At 75.4% G+C, this 15,556-nt stretch carries 9 protein-coding genes; 4 read left to right on the top strand and 5 right to left on the bottom strand.

The annotated features are described in order from the left end of the window. Nucleotides 1-30 precede the first annotated feature (30 nt). Both ACFFHU_RS26745 and ACFFHU_RS26750 read right to left on the bottom strand, forming a co-directional pair. Entirely contained in the window at nt 31-8,400 is an 8,370-nt protein-coding gene (locus tag ACFFHU_RS26745) for a SpvB/TcaC N-terminal domain-containing protein (RefSeq protein WP_377343059.1), read from the bottom strand. A gap of 282 nt (nt 8,401-8,682) precedes the next feature. Continuing rightward, nucleotides 8,683-9,357 carry a class I SAM-dependent methyltransferase gene (locus ACFFHU_RS26750; RefSeq protein WP_377343060.1) on the bottom strand — a complete coding sequence of 225 codons (675 nt, stop codon included), beginning with the start codon at nt 9,355-9,357 and terminating at the stop codon, nt 8,683-8,685. A 146-nt stretch (nt 9,358-9,503) separates the two neighbouring features. On the opposite strand from ACFFHU_RS26750, the gene ACFFHU_RS26755 reads away from it, so the two are divergent. Further along, on the top strand, nt 9,504-10,166 hold the full coding sequence (locus ACFFHU_RS26755; RefSeq protein ID WP_377343062.1) for a uridine kinase family protein: 663 nt from the start codon (nt 9,504-9,506) through the stop codon (nt 10,164-10,166). Between the two features lie 24 nt (nt 10,167-10,190). Here the strand turns inward: ACFFHU_RS26755 and ACFFHU_RS26760 are convergent, their stop codons facing one another. The 3 genes from ACFFHU_RS26760 to ACFFHU_RS26770 form a co-directional block, all read right to left on the bottom strand. Next, nucleotides 10,191-11,381: an RNA ligase RtcB family protein gene (locus tag ACFFHU_RS26760; RefSeq protein WP_377343063.1), complete on the bottom strand. Its 1,191-nt coding sequence runs from the start codon at nt 11,379-11,381 to the stop codon at nt 10,191-10,193. A 130-nt stretch (nt 11,382-11,511) separates the two neighbouring features. Beyond that, nucleotides 11,512-11,898: a nuclear transport factor 2 family protein gene (locus ACFFHU_RS26765; protein ID WP_377343064.1), complete on the bottom strand. Its 387-nt coding sequence runs from the start codon at nt 11,896-11,898 to the stop codon at nt 11,512-11,514. 194 nt (nt 11,899-12,092) lie between these two features. Beyond that, nucleotides 12,093-13,139: an NAD(P)-dependent alcohol dehydrogenase gene (locus ACFFHU_RS26770; RefSeq protein WP_377343065.1), complete on the bottom strand. Its 1,047-nt coding sequence runs from the start codon at nt 13,137-13,139 to the stop codon at nt 12,093-12,095. A gap of 223 nt (nt 13,140-13,362) precedes the next feature. Between ACFFHU_RS26770 and ACFFHU_RS26775 the strand changes: the two genes are divergently transcribed. From ACFFHU_RS26775 to ACFFHU_RS26785, 3 genes are read left to right on the top strand one after another with little or no spacing between them, the layout of a single operon-like run. After that, a complete protein-coding gene (locus ACFFHU_RS26775) occupies nt 13,363-14,379 on the top strand; it encodes an RNA polymerase subunit sigma-70 (RefSeq protein WP_377343066.1) in 1,017 nt (338 codons plus the stop codon). After that, the gene (locus ACFFHU_RS26780; RefSeq protein WP_377343067.1) at nt 14,376-14,882 is read left to right on the top strand and encodes a DUF6069 family protein; all 507 of its coding nucleotides are present in this window, start codon (nt 14,376-14,378) and stop codon (nt 14,880-14,882) included. Before ACFFHU_RS26775 ends, ACFFHU_RS26780 begins: the two co-directional genes overlap by 4 nt. 10 nt (nt 14,883-14,892) lie before the next feature. Beyond that, nucleotides 14,893-15,402 carry an endonuclease V gene (locus tag ACFFHU_RS26785; protein WP_377343068.1) on the top strand — a complete coding sequence of 170 codons (510 nt, stop codon included), beginning with the start codon at nt 14,893-14,895 and terminating at the stop codon, nt 15,400-15,402. Nucleotides 15,403-15,556: the final 154 nt, after the last annotated feature.

Raw genomic sequence — 15,556 nt, forward strand, 5'->3', positions numbered from 1 at the left:
CGGAACGGTGGTGGACGCAGGATCGGTCGGCTACGGGTTGGTGGGTTGGCTCTGCGGGGTGCGCGGGTTGGGCGGCGCGCTGGACGGCTGGCCGGTGATCCACCGGCCGATCCGGGTGCCGACGCCCCAGGACAGTTGGCCGGCGCCGACGAGGAACCGGGGGATGAGCACGTACTTCGTGGTGCGGGCGGCGAACCAGGACGCGGACCAGCGGGCGAACCGCCGGTCGACGTAGTTGTTGAGCCAGCGGGAGGTGGCGAACAGGTTGAAGCCGGCGTTGCGCAGCCCCTGCGGCACCCACTGCCACTTGTTCGGCAGCAGCCAGTGGTGCAGCTGCTGGCCGTACCGGGTGGCGCCGCCGCGGGCCGCCCAGTATTCGCGGCTGATGGTGTTGAAGCTGCGCGGATCCCAGAAGAACCGGCGCAGCCGGGTCGGGAAGGTACGCCAGAACTGGCGGGTGAAGATGAACGCCTCGTGCTCGGCCAGCCGTACCCAGAACCGCCGGGTGAACGGCGCGGCCACCATCGAGGCCAGCCGGCGGGCGCCGGCCAGCACGCCCTGCACGCCGGCCTTGGCGAACGCCTTGACCGCACCGGCGATCAGCCCGACCACCACGGTGGCGATGTAGAGGGCCTGCCAGAACCGGCCCTTGAGCCAGCCCGCGCCGCCGGGAATCCCGCCGGAGGCGCCGCCCTCGTCGTCGCCGAAGTTGAGGTCGAGATAGCCGGCGATCCTGGCGGCCCGGTCCCAGGCGGTCGGCGGGGTGCCGCCGCCGCGGCCGGAGCCGCTGCCGGCGGACCCGCCGGCCGCGTCGCCGCCGGACGGGGCGCCGGCCGCGCCGGACTGGCCGGGTGCGCCGCCGGTCGAGGTGCCCGCGCCGGTGGCCCCCGGGTGCTCGCCCCGCTGGCCCTGGCCGCCGCCGGGATGCTGACCGGCGCCCCGGCCGTGCCCGTCGCCCGGGTTCGGCGACTCGCCGCTGGCACTGCCGGTCCCGCCGGGCCGGCGGGGGGCGTTGCCGGTCTGCCCGGGCGGCGGGGCGACGGCGTGGTCGCCGGGAGCGCCGTTGCCGCCGGTGGCCCGCCCGGTGAGCGTCCCGTCGGGCGAGCCGGCGAGGTTGCCGCGCGGATCGCCGCCGACCGAACCGCCGACGATGCCGCCGGTCACGCCCCCGACCTCGCCGCCGGCCACCCCGTCCGGGGTGCCCTGCGGCGAGCCGTTGCCGTCGCTCGGATCCGGCGAGGTGCCGGTGCCGCCCGGCCGGCCGCCGGCGCCGGTCCCGCTGCCGGTGCCACCGGGCCGGCCGCCGGTTCCGCTGCCGGTCCCCGTTCCGGCTCCGGTCCCCGTACCGGCTCCGGTCCCCGTACCGGCTCCGGTCCCCGTTCCGGCTCCGGTTCCCGTTCCGGCTCCGGTTCCCGTGCCCGCGCCGTTGCCGGTCGTCCCGGCACCGGGGCCCGCGCCGGCCACCCCGTTGCCGCCGGTGCCGGTGCCGGTCCCGGTCCCGGTTCCCGTTCCGGTTCCCGTTCCGGTTCCCGTTCCGGTGCCCGGGCCGGCGTTGCCGCCGCCCGCGCCGGTCGGCGAACCCGCCGGTCCCGAACCGCCGTCCCCGGCCTGCGCGCCGGTGCCGCCGTTGTCGTGCGCGTCGGAGGTCCCGCCCTCGCCGGTCCCGGTGCCACCCGGCCCCGTCGCACCGGTGCCGGTGCCGTCCGCGCCGTTCTCCGCGCCGCCCGGCGTACCGACCGTGCCCGGGCCGCCGAGCCCGCCGTCGCCGGCCCCGGGGTCGTCGCCGCCGCCCCCGCCGGCCGGATTGTCGCCGTCCTCGCCGCCCACCGCGACCGGCGGCGGCGCCGCCGGCGGGGCCGGCGGATTCGGCCGGGGCGCCCGCCGCCGCCCGCCGACGTGGCCGAACGTCACGTCGTGACCGGACTGGGTCTCGCGGCGCATCATCGCCTCCGCCTCCCGCCGGCTCAGCTTCAGGATCGGGCCACCGCCGCGCGGGCGCACCAGGATCAGGTCGCCGCGGTTGAACCGGGCGATCTCCGCCGGGGTCAGGGTCACGTCCCAGCCGGGCGGGAAGGTCGGCGTCACGTAGTTGTGCACGGTGCCGCTGGCCTGCAACCCGTCCGGGTCCACCAGGTTGACCGGGTTGCCGCGCACGTACCGGTAGCGGTTCAGGTCCTCGTCCGGGCCGGCCGGGTCGGGCGACAGCCACCGGCCCAGCCAGGGCGCGTAGTAGCGGTGGCCGAACGCGTACAGCCCGGTCGCGTCGTCGCGCTCCTTGCCGGCGAACCGGTAGTCGCGGATCCGCACCTCCCGGACCGTGTCGCCGGCCAGGAACGCCGTGCCGCCGTACGGGAAGTACTCCTCGTACGAGACCAGCGCGGCGGTCTCGTCGAGTTCCAACCGGGCGCTGCCCAGGTGGTCGGCCAGCGGGAACAGCAGCCGGGCCAGGCCCGTGTCGTCGGTCTCCCGGCCGGTCGTGTCGGTGCCCCACCGGTGCAGGTACGCCAGCACGGCCGTCTCGTCGGAGACGTGTGAGGTGATCCGTTCCAGCACCAGCGTGCCGGCCGCCCGGACCCGGACGATCTCGCAGCCGTCCAGGTAGAGCTTCTCGGTCTCCTCGACCGCCCCGCTGACCAGCCGCCGGGCCAGCTTGCGGACCCGCTGACCGGCGAAGTCGTACAGGTAGCGTTCGTCGTCGTCGGGCTGCCCGACGCCGGACCGGTCGATCACCACGGCCCGGGAGATCGCGTTGCGGTACGTCCACTCGATGGCCCGCAGGTGCGCGAGCGACACGCAGTTGCCGGCCGCGTCGAAGTCTCCGGCCGGGTTCGGCACCGGGTTGCCGGCCGGGTCGGTGGCCGGGCCGCCGCGGTTGCTGTCGGCCGCCACCCACAGCTCGGTGGTCCACTGCCGACTCGTGCCGGTGTGCTTGATGGACAGCAGGTTCCCCGAGGCGTCGTACCGGAAGCTGCGCTGGTACCGCTCGACGGCGGCCGCGTTGTTGATGGACAGGTGCCGGGTGCCCTTGAGCGCGTCCGGTCCCGCCGTGCCGGGCCGGTAGTCGTGCTCCAGCAGCGCCTGGTGCACCCGCCCGCTCGCGCCGGTGAGCCGGTAGAACTCGTCGTACTCGTACAGCTGCTCCGGGCCGACCGTCACGCCGGGCAGCACCGGGCCGCCGGGGCGCTGCGCGAGGTCCTCGGCCCGCACGACGTTGCCCACCGGGTCGTACGTGTAGCGCAGGTCCTGCACCGCCACGCCGCCGCGGGTCGCGGTGATCGCCGAGGTGCGGGCGGTGTCCGCGGCGAACGTGTGGACCAGCTCCACGCCGTTGCCCAGCCGGATCCGGCGGCGCTGGCCGCGGGCGGTGAGGTCGACGCCGTCGAACACTGTGCGGTCGGTGACCTTGCCGTCCGTCGTGGAGATCGTCACGGCCGCCAGCGCGCCGCCGGTCAGGTAGGACGAGGTCCGCACGCTGCCGTCCGGCAGCCGCTGCACCCGGATCCGGCCGTGCGCGTCCACCTCGTGCTCGCTCACCCACGAGTCCGGGTCCAGCGGGACCGGCTGGGACCAGTCCGGCTCGTCCCCGGCGCACACCCGCCGCACGGTACGCAGCGCCACCCCGGCCGGGGTGTACCGCTCGACCGCCAGCGTCCCGGCCTGGTCCCGGTGCAGCACCGGCCGGCCGATCGCGTTGCGGGCCGCGCCGTCCGGCGCCGACGGATCGTCACCGTAGACGATCTCCTCCACCCGGCGCTCCGGCCCCGGGCCGGGCCCGGTCACGTCCACCGCGACCAGCCGGTCCGCCCGGTCGTACCGCTGCCGGATGTGTACGCCGCGCTGGTTCCAGCCCTCGACCAGCCGGTCGTACGCGTCCGGCAGCGACCAGCTGACGCCCGCGTCGGCCGACTCGTCCCGCAGCGGCCGCCCGGTGAGGTCCCGGAGGAACCGGTGGGTGGGCACCCCGCGCGCGTCGACCAGCTCCAGCTCCTCGCCGCGCGGATCCCGGCGTACCCGGATGACCTGGTCGGCGCCGCCCGCGGCCGCCACGTGGACCTCCCGGACCGGCCGGCCGTCCGGGCCGAGCAGGGACACGATCGGCGTGTTCGCGTGCCGGGCGGCCAGCTCGTACGCCCGGCGCTCCGGGTCGCCGGCCGGCAGCCCCTCGCGCAGCAGCCGGTAGCCCGAGTCGAGCACCGTGTCGTTGCGGTCGGCCGCGGTGGTCTGCCACGCCCCGTACCCGGCGGCCTCGTGGGTGCCGTCCGGATATTCCCGCCGGACGATCCGGCCGGACGCGTCGTAGCGGGTGACGAGCACCGCGCCGAACTCGGCCAGCTCCGGCTCCGGCTGGTAGGCCGGGCCCGGGCTGTAGAACGGCTCGTACTCGCGGACCGGCTGCTGCTTGCGGTTGAACCGCACGTGCCCGGCCACCCGCCAGCGCGGGTCGGCGGGCGCCTCGGTCGGGACGCCGTCCGGACCCAGCACGAGGGCGCCGGCGGCGTCGCGGGCGATCGCCGGTCCCGGCTCGGTCAGCTCGGCCACCTGCAACGGCCGGCCGAAGCCGTCCCGGTGGGTCACCCGCACCCCGCAGCGGGAGGCGGCCCGCACCGCGCCGGTGCCGTCGTGCATCAGCTCCTCCCGGTCCACCTGCACCGTCCGGGGCGGCGCCGCGCCGGGCGCCCAGCCCAGCTCGTAGCCCACGAACGCGGCGGCCCGCTGCACGTACCGGGCCGGATCGGCCAGCACGTCGTCCACCGAGCCGGGCGTCGGGGCGTACCCGGCCAGCGGCTCCTGCCCGTAGGGTTGGCCGGCCACGCTGCCGTACGCGGTGGTCAGCACCGCCACCCCGAGCGGGTCCAGCAGCGCCTCCTCGACCGCGCCGTTGGGATCGGTGACCCGGAACGGTTGCAGGTGCCGGTAGTCCAGTTCGGACACCGTGACCGCGCCGATCGCGTCGGTCACCCGGACCGGCGCCAGGTCGGCCGGGTCGTAGCCCAGCCGCACGGTGGCGCCGTCGCCGCGCTCGGTGCGGTCCGGCAGGTGGAACCCGGCCGCGTCGCGGTAGAAGCAGACCGGGTCCGGTTGCCACCAGAGGCCGTCCCCGGCCACGTAACCGGCGTCGGCCAGCGCCGCGTCACCGGGCGCCCCCGGAGCGCCCGGCCCGCCTGGCCCGGCGGGATCCTCGCCGAAGGCCGCCGCCAGCATGGCCGGGGTGAACACCGCCGACTCCTCGTGGTGCAGCAGGGTGTGCGGTCCCACCTCGCCCACCGGCAGCGCGGCGGTCCGATCGGCGTTCCAGTACCGCTGCCGCCGCCACGCGGTGAGCCGGGCGGCCGGTCCGGCCGGCGGGTCCACGCCGGGCGGCGTGGCCGCGGCCAGCGCGGTGGACGCCAGGGCCGCCAGTTCCGCCACGGTGAACACCCCGGCGGCCGGGGCGACGCCGAGGAGCTCGTAGTCGCGGCGCTCCACCGGGATGGACAGCTCGTACCGGTCGGTCTCATCGACGTGGGCGTGGGTGGCCACGGTGAGGTCGGCCAGCAGCCCGAGCTGTTCGGGCACCGCGCCCGGCCGGCCCGGCCGGCGCGGATACGCCACCGCGACGCTCCGGCTGGGCAACCCGGCCGCGTCGAAGTCGACGATCAGGTCGTGCTCCAGCCGGGGATCGGCCGGGTCCTGCTCGTAGTGGCAGGTCAGCCGCTCCCGCAGGGCCACCTGGAACGCCGGGTCGCGGCCGTCGGCGGCCGGTTGCAGCCGGCTCACCAGGTAGCCGTAGCGGACCACCCGGACCGGGTCGGCCGCGAGGGCGCCGTCGGCGGCGACCGCGAAGAACTCCTCCCGCAGCACGCTGCCGGCCGGCGCGGCGACGGCCTGCTCGTAGTCGCCGGGCCCGAGCGCGGCCAGGTCGGCCACCGCGTGCGCCGGCACGTCCGGGGCGTCCGGGTCCCGGTCGTACGCCCCGGACAGCGACGGCCGGTCCACCCCGGTGTGGTACCAGGTGCGCAGGCAGCCGGCCGCGGTCTCGGCCACCGGATCGGCCGGCCCGGACAGGTCCGCGTCGTAGGTGTCCACGGCGCCGAACAGGGTCAACCGTTCCGCCGCGTCGTACCGCCCGTCGTGGTAGGCGTACCGGACGCCGCTGCTGGTGCCGCCGATCAGGTCGGTGGTCAGGTGCCGGACCACCACGGTGTGGTGCGCCGGCAGCCGGGTCCGCCACGGCCGGCCGGCGGCCCGGTCCGCCAGGTAGCCGGCGGCCGAACTGGCGTACGTCAGCTCGTGCGCCACCCCGGCGCCGGTGTCCAGCCGTACCAGCAGGTGCGGCCGTACCCCGCCGGTGAGCCGCGCGTACCGCAGCTCGTCGGCGGCGCCCGGCAGCGGCGACGACCAGACCAGGCACGGCGTGCCGTCGCCGAGAAAGTCCAGCACCGACACCGAGCCGAGGTTGTCCACCACGACGCCCGGGGCCAGCACGCCGCCGTCTTCGAAACCGTTGCCGGACAGGTTGCGCCACCAGCGGATGCCGTCCGTGCCGAGGTAGACCAGGTCGGCGCGGCCGTCGCCGTCCAGGTCGGTCAGCAGCAGCCGGCTCGCGTCGAACTCGGGCTCGGGGGCGAACACGGGGGAGTCCTGCATCAGCACCGGCGGGCCGAACCGGCCGTTGCCCAGCTGCGGCCAGTACTCTACCCGGCCGTTGCGCAGCCGTACCTGGTCGGCGGCGCCGTCCCCGGTCATGTCGGCCAGGAACAGGTCCAGCCCCGGGTCCTCGCCGACCGTGCCGGTCGGCCGGTCCGGTCCGGCCGACCCGGCCGCGCTCCCGCTGTCGGTCGGGCCCGGCAGCCGCGCGGACAGCGGCGCCCCGAAGCCCTCGGCGCCCAGCGACGGATACCAGAGCAGCCGCTCGGCGTCCGCCACCACCAACTCGGCGAGGCCGTCGCCGTTCACGTCCAGCCACTGCGCGTGCCGGCCGGCCGCCTCCAGGTGCGGCAGCGCCGGGAACGGCCGGAAGGACCGCCATTGTTCGGCGTCCCGGTCGAACGTGTAGTAGCCGCCGGTCCGGCCGTGCAGCACCGCCAGGTTCGGGTTGCCGTCGGCGTCGAAGTCGGCCAGCGCCACCTCGGCCAGCCGGTACCCGGGCCGCTCGGCGACCAGCGCCTGCGGCGCGAACCGGCCGCCGCCGAGGTTGGACTTGTAGTACCAGGCCGTCGGAGTCTCGGTGAGAATCCCGGCCAGGCCCTCGCCGTACAGGTCGATCCACCGGTGCCCGAGGCCGAGGCCGCCCGGCGTGTTCACCACGGCCTCCTCCGGCGCCGCGGTGAAATCAGCGTCCGGCGCCGGATCGGGGTACGTCATCCGCAGCTCCGGCAGGTCCCGGCTGGCACCGCCGGCGCCGTACCCGGTGTAGCCGATGCCGCGCAGCACCGCCCCGCCCGGCCGCTCGTCGTGGCGCAGCCGGTACGCCCCGACCAGCACCGGGTCCGCACCCAGCGGATCGAAGTGGTGGAACGACAGCACCCGCCGGGCCAACCGGTAGGTGCGGACCTCGAAACCCGGCCGGTAGCTGGAGGTCGGATCCGACCGGGCCGGCCAGGGCCGGTCCGGGTCCGGGCGGTCGGCCGGGTGGTCGCCGTAGTCGACCGCGAGCTGGAAGTGCCAGCGCAGGCCCGCCGGGTCCGGCGCGTCGGCCGCGAGCGGCGTCGAGTTGCCGTACCGGACCCGGGTCAGGTAGCGCTGGGCCAGCGCCGGAGCGGCGCGCCGGCTGCGCTCGTACGTGCTGCCCGGGTCGACCCCGTCCAGCGTCTCGGCCGCGTACTCGAACCGGATGGCGTTGCCGGCGGGGTCGTACTGCGCCTCGGCCAGCCAGCAGAACACCCGGTCCGGATCGGCCGGGTCGGCGATCCGGGCCGTTCCGTCGAGGCCGTACACGGTGAGCACCCCGGCCGCGTCCCGGGTGCGCCAGTGCACCCGGCCGGTGTCGTCGGCCGTCCACTGCTCGACCCGGATCCGGGTGGACTCCCGCCGCGCCCGCCAGTACCGGACCGTCCAGCCGCCGATCCGGGCCACCCGCGGCACCCACCGGTCGCCGTCGCGGACCAGGGCCGGCACCAGGTCGCCGGTCGCCGTGCCGACGTACGCGTCCCGGGAGTCGTAGCCGGGGTCCCGCAGCCGGGTGCTGACCGTGATCGACAGCAGGCCGTCCAGCGACCAACCGGTTCCCCACACGCCCGCCGCGCCGGACGAGTCGTACCGCAGGGCCAGCCGCGGCCCGAAGCCGGTGCGGCCGGTCGCCACGTCAAGCGGCACCCGGACGGCGGCCCGTCCGCTGCGCGGGTCGACGCTGATCTCGTGCGCGATCCCCAATGTGGCCGGATCGACGCCGCCCAGGGCGGACAGCTCAGTCGTGGGCATGGTCCACGCTCCGTGTCGAGGGGCCGCCGCGTGGCGGTGAGCAGACCATAACGGCGCGTGCCGCCCGTACATCGTGGACAGTCGCGTACCGGACCGGGACCGTGGCGAAAGACGGCGGTCCGGACGAGTGTCGCCCGTCGGTCCGGCCCGGCCGACGCCGCCGCCCCGGCGGCGTCGGCGGCGGACGGCGTCAGGCCCCGGCCGGGTGGCCGGTGGCGCCCCGGCGGCCGCCGTAGTACCGGCCCGGCCGCTCGGCCGGCATGCTGCCGCCCCGCCGCGGGGCTACGACGACGCGTCGCCGTCGGCGGTCCGGACGGCGATGAGCGACTTGGTCATGCCCAGCAGCCGCTCCGCCCGGATCGTCGCGTCGGGGAAGAGATAGCGCATCTCGGCCCGACCGACCAGCTCGGTGGTGAGGACCTGCCGCATCGCCCGTTCCCAGGACTTGCCGGGGGTGTAGGCCAGCGGCCACTTGCGGGCCACCGCCACCCGGGCCGCCACCGGCAGGAACTGCATCCCGGGCGCCACCCAGTGCGGCTCGATCGGGAAGTACCGGTAGGGCGTCTGGATCCAGTACCGCGGCGCCATCTCCCGGACCGCCTCGGCCATCCTGCGTCGCTGCTCGTGGCCGCCCACATGCTCCAGGACGCTGTTGCTGAAGACCAGGTCGTAGCGTCGCGACCGGATCGACGCCGGCAGGTCACAGGCGTCGGCGTGATCGGCCTCCGCCCACTCCGGCAGGTCCGTGGGGACCGGCTCGAGATTCACCAGGTGCACGTGTGCCGGTCGCACCGGCACCGTGGCCCAGCTCTCCACCCGACCGCCGAGATCGAGCACGCGCATGTCGGCCAGATCCGGAAAGGTCTGCGACAACCAGACCGCCCGGGCGGCTCGCCGCCGGCCGCCGTACGAGTCGGGGGAGTCCACGAGCCGAAACCGAAGGGACCGCAGCGCCATCGCTCAATGATAGGGGTTCCGGCGCCCGCCATGAGCGCCCGCGGCGGCCGCACGGCGGTGGAGGTCCATCCGCTGTAGGGTTGGCGCTCCGGTGGCTCGGTCGAGGCAGGCCGGAGCCGTCCCTCGTCGCGACAGTAGGCAGGCCGATGCGGCTACATCCCGGTGAGCCCGAGGCCGTCGGCTGGCGGGTGGTTGACGTGCCCGCCGCCGTCCGGCAGCTGTGCGAGGCGTCCCCCGAGGTCACCGGCCGGCCGCGGGTGATCGCCATCGACGGCCGGGGTGGCGCCGGCAAGACGACGCTGGCCGAGCGGCTGCGGGCGGCGGTGCCCGACTCCGCGGTCCTGCACACCGACGACATCGCCTGGAACCACGCCTGCTTCGACTGGGGCGCCATGCTCGCCGAGCACATCCTGCGACCCCTCCACCGCGGAGCGGCGGTGGATTTCCGGCCGCCCGCCTGGATCGCGCACGACCGGCCCGGCTCGATCAGCATTCCGGCCGGTTTGGCGGTCCTCTGGGTCGAGGGCACCGGCATCATCCGTACCGAGCTGGCCCCGTGGTTGGACGCCTCGGTGTGGATGCAGGGGGACCTGGACGAGCAGGACCGTCGGCTGTTGGCCCGCGACGGTGACTCCGCTGAGCACCTGGAGCACCTGGCAAGGTGGATGCTGGAGGAGCTGCCGTTCCTGCTGCGCGAGCAGCCGTGGGCCCGGGCCACCATGATCGTCGCCGGACCGGCGCACCTCGACCACGACCCGGAGGCAGAGCTGGTCGTCGCCCCGCCAACCAGCCCCGGGCCCGGCGGCTGATCCGGTCCGGCTCCCGGTGGATGCTCATCGCCGACCCCGGGCCCGTCGGCGGTCCCGCGCCGGCCGGGCCGCGGCGTCGAGCGTCTTGTACGTCACCAGCGGAACCGTGGTGGCCACCGGCGTGGCCAGGCCGTGCGCCACCAGATCGGCGATCACCTGCTCGATCCGCTTGTAGGCGCCCGGCGCCTCCTCGAAGAGCAGTTGACGGTCGCCGCAGACCACGATGGACCCGACCGGTGTGCGGCGCAGCTGTTCGACGGTGTGCTTGGCGCGGCCCCGGCGCAGGGCGTCCGCCCGGGACATCTTGCGGCCCGCGCCGTGCGCCACCGAATGGTTGGCGGCCGCGCCGGCGTGCCCGTGAACCAGGTAGGACGCGGTGCCGCGGGTGCCGGCCACCAGCACATCCCGCCCATCGCCCGGCGCGGCGCCCTTGCGGTGCAGGTAGCGGCCGGCGCGTACCTCGACAAGGTTGTGGCACTGGTCCACGATCGGGGCCGCCGGCGCCGACCCGAGGGCGTGCGCCACCCGCGCCGCCAGCAGGCGCCGGTTCAGCGCGCCCCACCGGACGGCGGCATCGTGCGCGGCCAGGTAGCCGGCGGGGTCGGGGGCCGGGCCGGCGCCGTGCCGCTCGGTGTGCGCGCGCAGGATCCGCTCGCCGAGCCCCCGCGAACCGCTGTGGACGATGAGCACGAGGTCGCCCTCGGCGAGGCCGAGCCGGTCGGCGTGGTCCGGTGCGAGGACGGTCCCGACCCGGGCCAGCTCGACGAAGTGGTTGCCGCGGCCGACCGTGCCCACCCCGTCGAGGTGGCCGGCCGGGATGTCGCCGTCCAGCACGGCCCACGCCGGGTCGTCGGCGTCCCGCACCGGGTCCAGCGCCCGGTCCAGGTCCGGGAACCGGCCGGCGAGCCGCTCCGGAACGGCGCGCTTGAGCGGGAAGGGAAACACGGCGATGCCGCAGCCGATGTCCGAGCCGACCAGGTGCGGGTAGAGCACACTCGAGAGCATGGCCGCGCCGATCGGGGCGGCCTTGCCGGGGTGCAGGTCGGGCATGCCGGCCACCCGGCTCATGCCGTCGAGGGCGGCCACCTGGTGGCACTGGACGACGGCGTCGGACTCGATCCAGCTGCCGGGCGAGGCGAAGACGGTGACGGGGGCGGACTCCTGGGTGGGGAGCTGCTGAGGCAAGGGGGTGCTCTCTTCGGGACGGACGGGCATGACGGAGGCGCGGCCGCACAGGGTGGCGGGCCGGATGAGCAACGTGGGTGCTGTCCTCAGTACGTCATGTCAATGATCATGACCGGCTCGCCCGGCCGGCGGCAACGCCTTTTCCGCACGCCGGGTCCGCTCACCAGCGCTGCGCGAGGTGCTCCCGCCCGGCCGGCGGCTCGTACGGCTCGGGCCAGTAGTCGGTGATCCGCTCGATCAGGCCCTGCTCGCCCACATCGAGCCAGACGCACGCGTCCTGCTGCTCGGCGCCCACCCGAACGTCCAGCCACAGCGCGGCATGGCGGCCGTCGGCCACGACGCGCCGGGCCCGCAGGTGCCAGTCGCCGGGGTACTCCTGATTGAACCGGAGAAACGCGGACCTGCCGCTGATGCGCTCGCGGGTCTGGGGCATCTCGTAGACCACGTCCGCGGCGAGCAGACCGGTGAGCCGGGACCAGTCGCGGTGCTCGAGGCCGTCGACGTACGCCAGAGCGACCGTCCTCGTGTCAGCCGTGTCATCCACCATGCGGCAGACGCTACGCAGCGGCACCGACACTTCCGCGACCATCGCGGCGCATCGCCGGCCTTCCGGCGAGAGGGCCGTCGCCCGCATCGCCGGCCCTCTCGCCGAGAGGGCTGCCGCGTCCCGGTGGAAAGGGCGCGAGGCCCGCGTCCCCCGGTTGCGGGGACGCGGGCCTCGGCTGTGCCGACGCGGGTTGCTCAGGCGTTGATGGTGGCCGTGTCGATGACGAAGCGGTAGCGGACGTCGCCGGCCACGACCCGGTCGTACGCCTCGTTGACCTGGTCGGCGCCGATCTTCTCGATCTCGGCGCCGATGCCGTGCTGGGCGCAGAAGTCGAGCATCTCCTGGGTCTGCGGGATGCCGCCGATGGTGGACCCGGCGAGCGTCCGGCTGCCACCCACCACCGAGCCCGGCTGCACGCTGTACGGCTTGGTCGGCAGGCCGACGTTGACCAGGGCGCCGAGCGGGCGCAGCAGGGCCAGGTAGTCGTCCATCGGCAGGTCCGCGCTCACGGTGTTGATGATGAGGTCGAAGCTGCTGCGCAGCGCGGCCATCGTGCCCTCGTCGCCGGTGGCGTAGTAGTGCCCGGCGCCGAGGCGCTTGCCGTCCTCCTGCTTGGCCAGGGTGCGGCTGAGCACCGACACCTCGGCCCCGAGCGCGACGGCCAGCTTGACGGCCATGTGACCCAGGCCACCCAGGCCGATCACCGCGACCCGCTTGCCGGGCCCGGCGCCCCAGCGCTTCAGCGGGCTGTACGTGGTGATGCCCGCGCACAGCAGCGGGGCGGCCTCGTCCAGCTCGATGCCCTCGGGGATGCGCACGGCGAACCGCTCGGACACCACGAGCTGCTGGGAGTAGCCGCCCATGGTCTTCTCGCCGTCGTAGCCCTCGCCGTTGTACGTCATGACGGCGCCCTTGGCGCAGTACTGCTCCTCGCCGTCCTTGCAGTACTCGCACTCACCACAGGAATCGACCATGCAGCCGACCCCGACCCGGTCGCCGACCTGGTACCTGGTGACCTTGCCCCCGACGGCCGAGACGACGCCGGCGATCTCGTGCCCCGGAACCATCGGGAAGGTTGCCGCCCCCCACTCCTCGCGTACCTGGTGGATGTCGCTGTGGCAGATGCCGGCGAACTTGACGTCGATCAACACGTCGTCGTCGCGCAGCTCGCGGCGCTCGATCGTGGTGGGCTGCAGGGGAGCGCCGGCCGAGGACGCGGACAGGGCTGCGGAGCGGGACATGCGGTATCTCCTTCACAAATGTCGCTTTTCACCCCACCGAAAGGCGGCCAGGGGTGCGAAGTCGTGTCCCATGACCTTCACCCGATCCGCCGGCCGCCACACGCGCATGAGACGTTCCTTACCCTCGAAGGCTCGCGCCGGGCGGGCCAACCGGCGTGATGAGTTGTTCCGCCCGCGGCCGTCATACCTAGGACGGGACGTGCCGAGGCGGAAGGATGACGTGATGAGTGCGGATACACGGCTGGGGGAGCCGGGCGGGGGCGGGCTGGCCGAGGTCGACGAGCCGGCGTTCGCGGGGGTGGTGGAGCGGCACCGGCGGGAGTTGCACGTGCACTGCTACCGGATGCTCGGGTCGTTCGAGGACGCCGAGGACACCGTGCAGGAGACCTTCCTGCGGGCCTGGCGGCGCCGGGAGACCTTCCAGGGCCGGTCGACGCTCCGGGCCTGGCTGTACCGGATCGCCACCAACGCCTGCCTCGACCTGCTCGCCAGGCGCCGTCCGGAGCCCGCGACCGCCGGGGAGGTGCCGTGGTTGCAGCCCTACCCGGACCGGCTGCTCGACGAACTGCCCGGGGTCGGCGCGGACGAGCCGGAGGCCGTGGCCGTGGCGCGGGAGACCATCGAGCTGGCGTACGTGGTGGCGGTCCAGCACCTCGCGCCGCGCCCGCGGGCCGTGCTGATCCTGCGGGACGTCCTCGGCTGGCCGGCGCGGGACGTCGCGGAGCTGCTCGGGGACTCCGTCAACTCGGTGAACAGCGCGTTGCAGCGGGCCCGCGCCGGCATGCGGGAGCACCTGCCCGCCGAGCGGCAGGACTGGACCGGTGGCGAGGAGGACGCCGCGACGCGCGAGCTGGTACGCCGCTTCACCGACGCCAGCGTGGCCACCGATATCCCAGCGCTCGCCGCGATGCTGCGGGACGACGTCCGGTGCTCGATGCCGCCCACGCCGGGCCTGTACGTCGGCCGCGACGCGGTGGTGAACAACTGGGTCGAGGACGGCTTCGAGGGCATGACGGGACTGCGTGCGGTGCCCACCGCGGTGAACCGGCAGCCCGCCGCCGCCTTCTACCAGTGGCACGACCGGGAGGGCGCGTACCTTCCACTGACGATCGACGTGCTGCGCGTCGCCGGCGGGTCGATCACCGAGATCTTCACCTTCCACGCCGACCGGTTCCCGCGGCTCGGGCTGCCGGAGCGGCTGCCGGCTGCCGGGCCGCGGCGGTCCGGAGGAGCGAAATGACCGGCGCGAACGACACGGGCGTCGTCGCGGCCCCGGTCTCGGGCCGGCGCGGCCGCACCCGCCGGCTCCGCGGACTCGCCGGCACCGGTCTGCTCGCCACGCTCGCCGCGATGGCCGCCACCACCGGGGTGGCCGCGCTGGCCCGGGCCGCCGGCGTCGACTTCCAGATCCCCGAGGGCGGCGAGGCGATCCCGTTGCCCGGGTTCGCCGTGGTGACCGGCCTGTTCTCGGTCGTCGGCGTCGCCATCGCCCTGGCGCTGCTGCGGTGGAGCGCTCGTGCGACCGAGCGGTTCGGATGGACGGCGGTGTCCCTGACCGCGATCTCGTTGATCCCGCCCCTCCTGGTCGGGGCCGACGCAGCCATCAGCGCGACCCTCATCGGCCTGCACCTCGTCGCGGCGACGGTGATGATCCCCGTCCTGGTACGGAGCCTTGGCGGCCGCACCGACCGGCCGTCCGGCGACCCGGCAGCGGGGCTGCCCGCGACGCGGGCCGGCGGCTAGCCTGCCCGACGTGCAGCGTGAGCCGGCGTACGGCGCCGTCGACGTCCACTATCCGGAGGCCGGCGGGGCCGTCGCCGCGTTGGTGATCGCCGCCGACCCGGCCTTCGCGGCCATCCGCGCCGAACACGTTGCCACCGTCGCCGAGGTGGCCGCGTACCGGCCCGGCGCCTTCTTCGCCCGGGAACTGCCGGCCATGCGGGCCGTGCTGGCGGCCGCCGGGCCGCTGCACCTGCTGGTCATCGACGGGTACGTGGATCTGGATCCGCACGGGCGGCCGGGGCTGGGCGCCCACGCGCACGCCGAGTTCGCGGTGCCGGTGATCGGGGTGGCCAAGACGGCGTTCCGGGATGCCACCCATGCCGTCGAGGTCCGTCGTGGCGCGGCGACCCGGCCCCTGTATGTCACCGCCGCCGGCCTGCCCGTCGAGCGGGCCGCCGCGCTGGTGCGGGCGATGGCCGGCCCGTACCGGTTGCCCGACGCGCTGCGCCGGGTGGACGCGCTGTCCCGTGGCAGGTCCTGACGTACCAGACCGGACCCTGGCCCGCCCGGCCTCGCCCCGGGCGGCCCATCGCCGCGCTATGGTGGGTCGAGTTCCTTCGGGATGGGAGTGCTCGTGGCAGGTGACGACGACATCTCCGGGTGAGAGCCCGGACCGGCCGCCGACGCGCGCGTGA

Origin of the sequence: Plantactinospora siamensis (genome assembly GCF_042434095.1) — a bacterium.
Taxonomy (GTDB): Bacteria; Actinomycetota; Actinomycetes; order Mycobacteriales; family Micromonosporaceae; genus KBS50.

Coding starts and splice junctions, on each gene's coding strand:
- ACFFHU_RS26745 (WP_377343059.1), bottom strand. CDS start 8,400: ATGCCCACGACTGAGCTGTCCGCCCTGGGCGGCGTCGATCCGGCCACA.
- ACFFHU_RS26750 (WP_377343060.1), bottom strand. CDS start 9,357: ATGGCGCTGCGGTCCCTTCGGTTTCGGCTCGTGGACTCCCCCGACTCG.
- ACFFHU_RS26755 (WP_377343062.1), top strand. CDS start 9,504: ATGCGGCTACATCCCGGTGAGCCCGAGGCCGTCGGCTGGCGGGTGGTT.
- ACFFHU_RS26760 (WP_377343063.1), bottom strand. CDS start 11,381: ATGCCCGTCCGTCCCGAAGAGAGCACCCCCTTGCCTCAGCAGCTCCCC.
- ACFFHU_RS26765 (WP_377343064.1), bottom strand. CDS start 11,898: ATGGTGGATGACACGGCTGACACGAGGACGGTCGCTCTGGCGTACGTC.
- ACFFHU_RS26770 (WP_377343065.1), bottom strand. CDS start 13,139: ATGTCCCGCTCCGCAGCCCTGTCCGCGTCCTCGGCCGGCGCTCCCCTG.
- ACFFHU_RS26775 (WP_377343066.1), top strand. CDS start 13,363: ATGAGTGCGGATACACGGCTGGGGGAGCCGGGCGGGGGCGGGCTGGCC.
- ACFFHU_RS26780 (WP_377343067.1), top strand. CDS start 14,376: ATGACCGGCGCGAACGACACGGGCGTCGTCGCGGCCCCGGTCTCGGGC.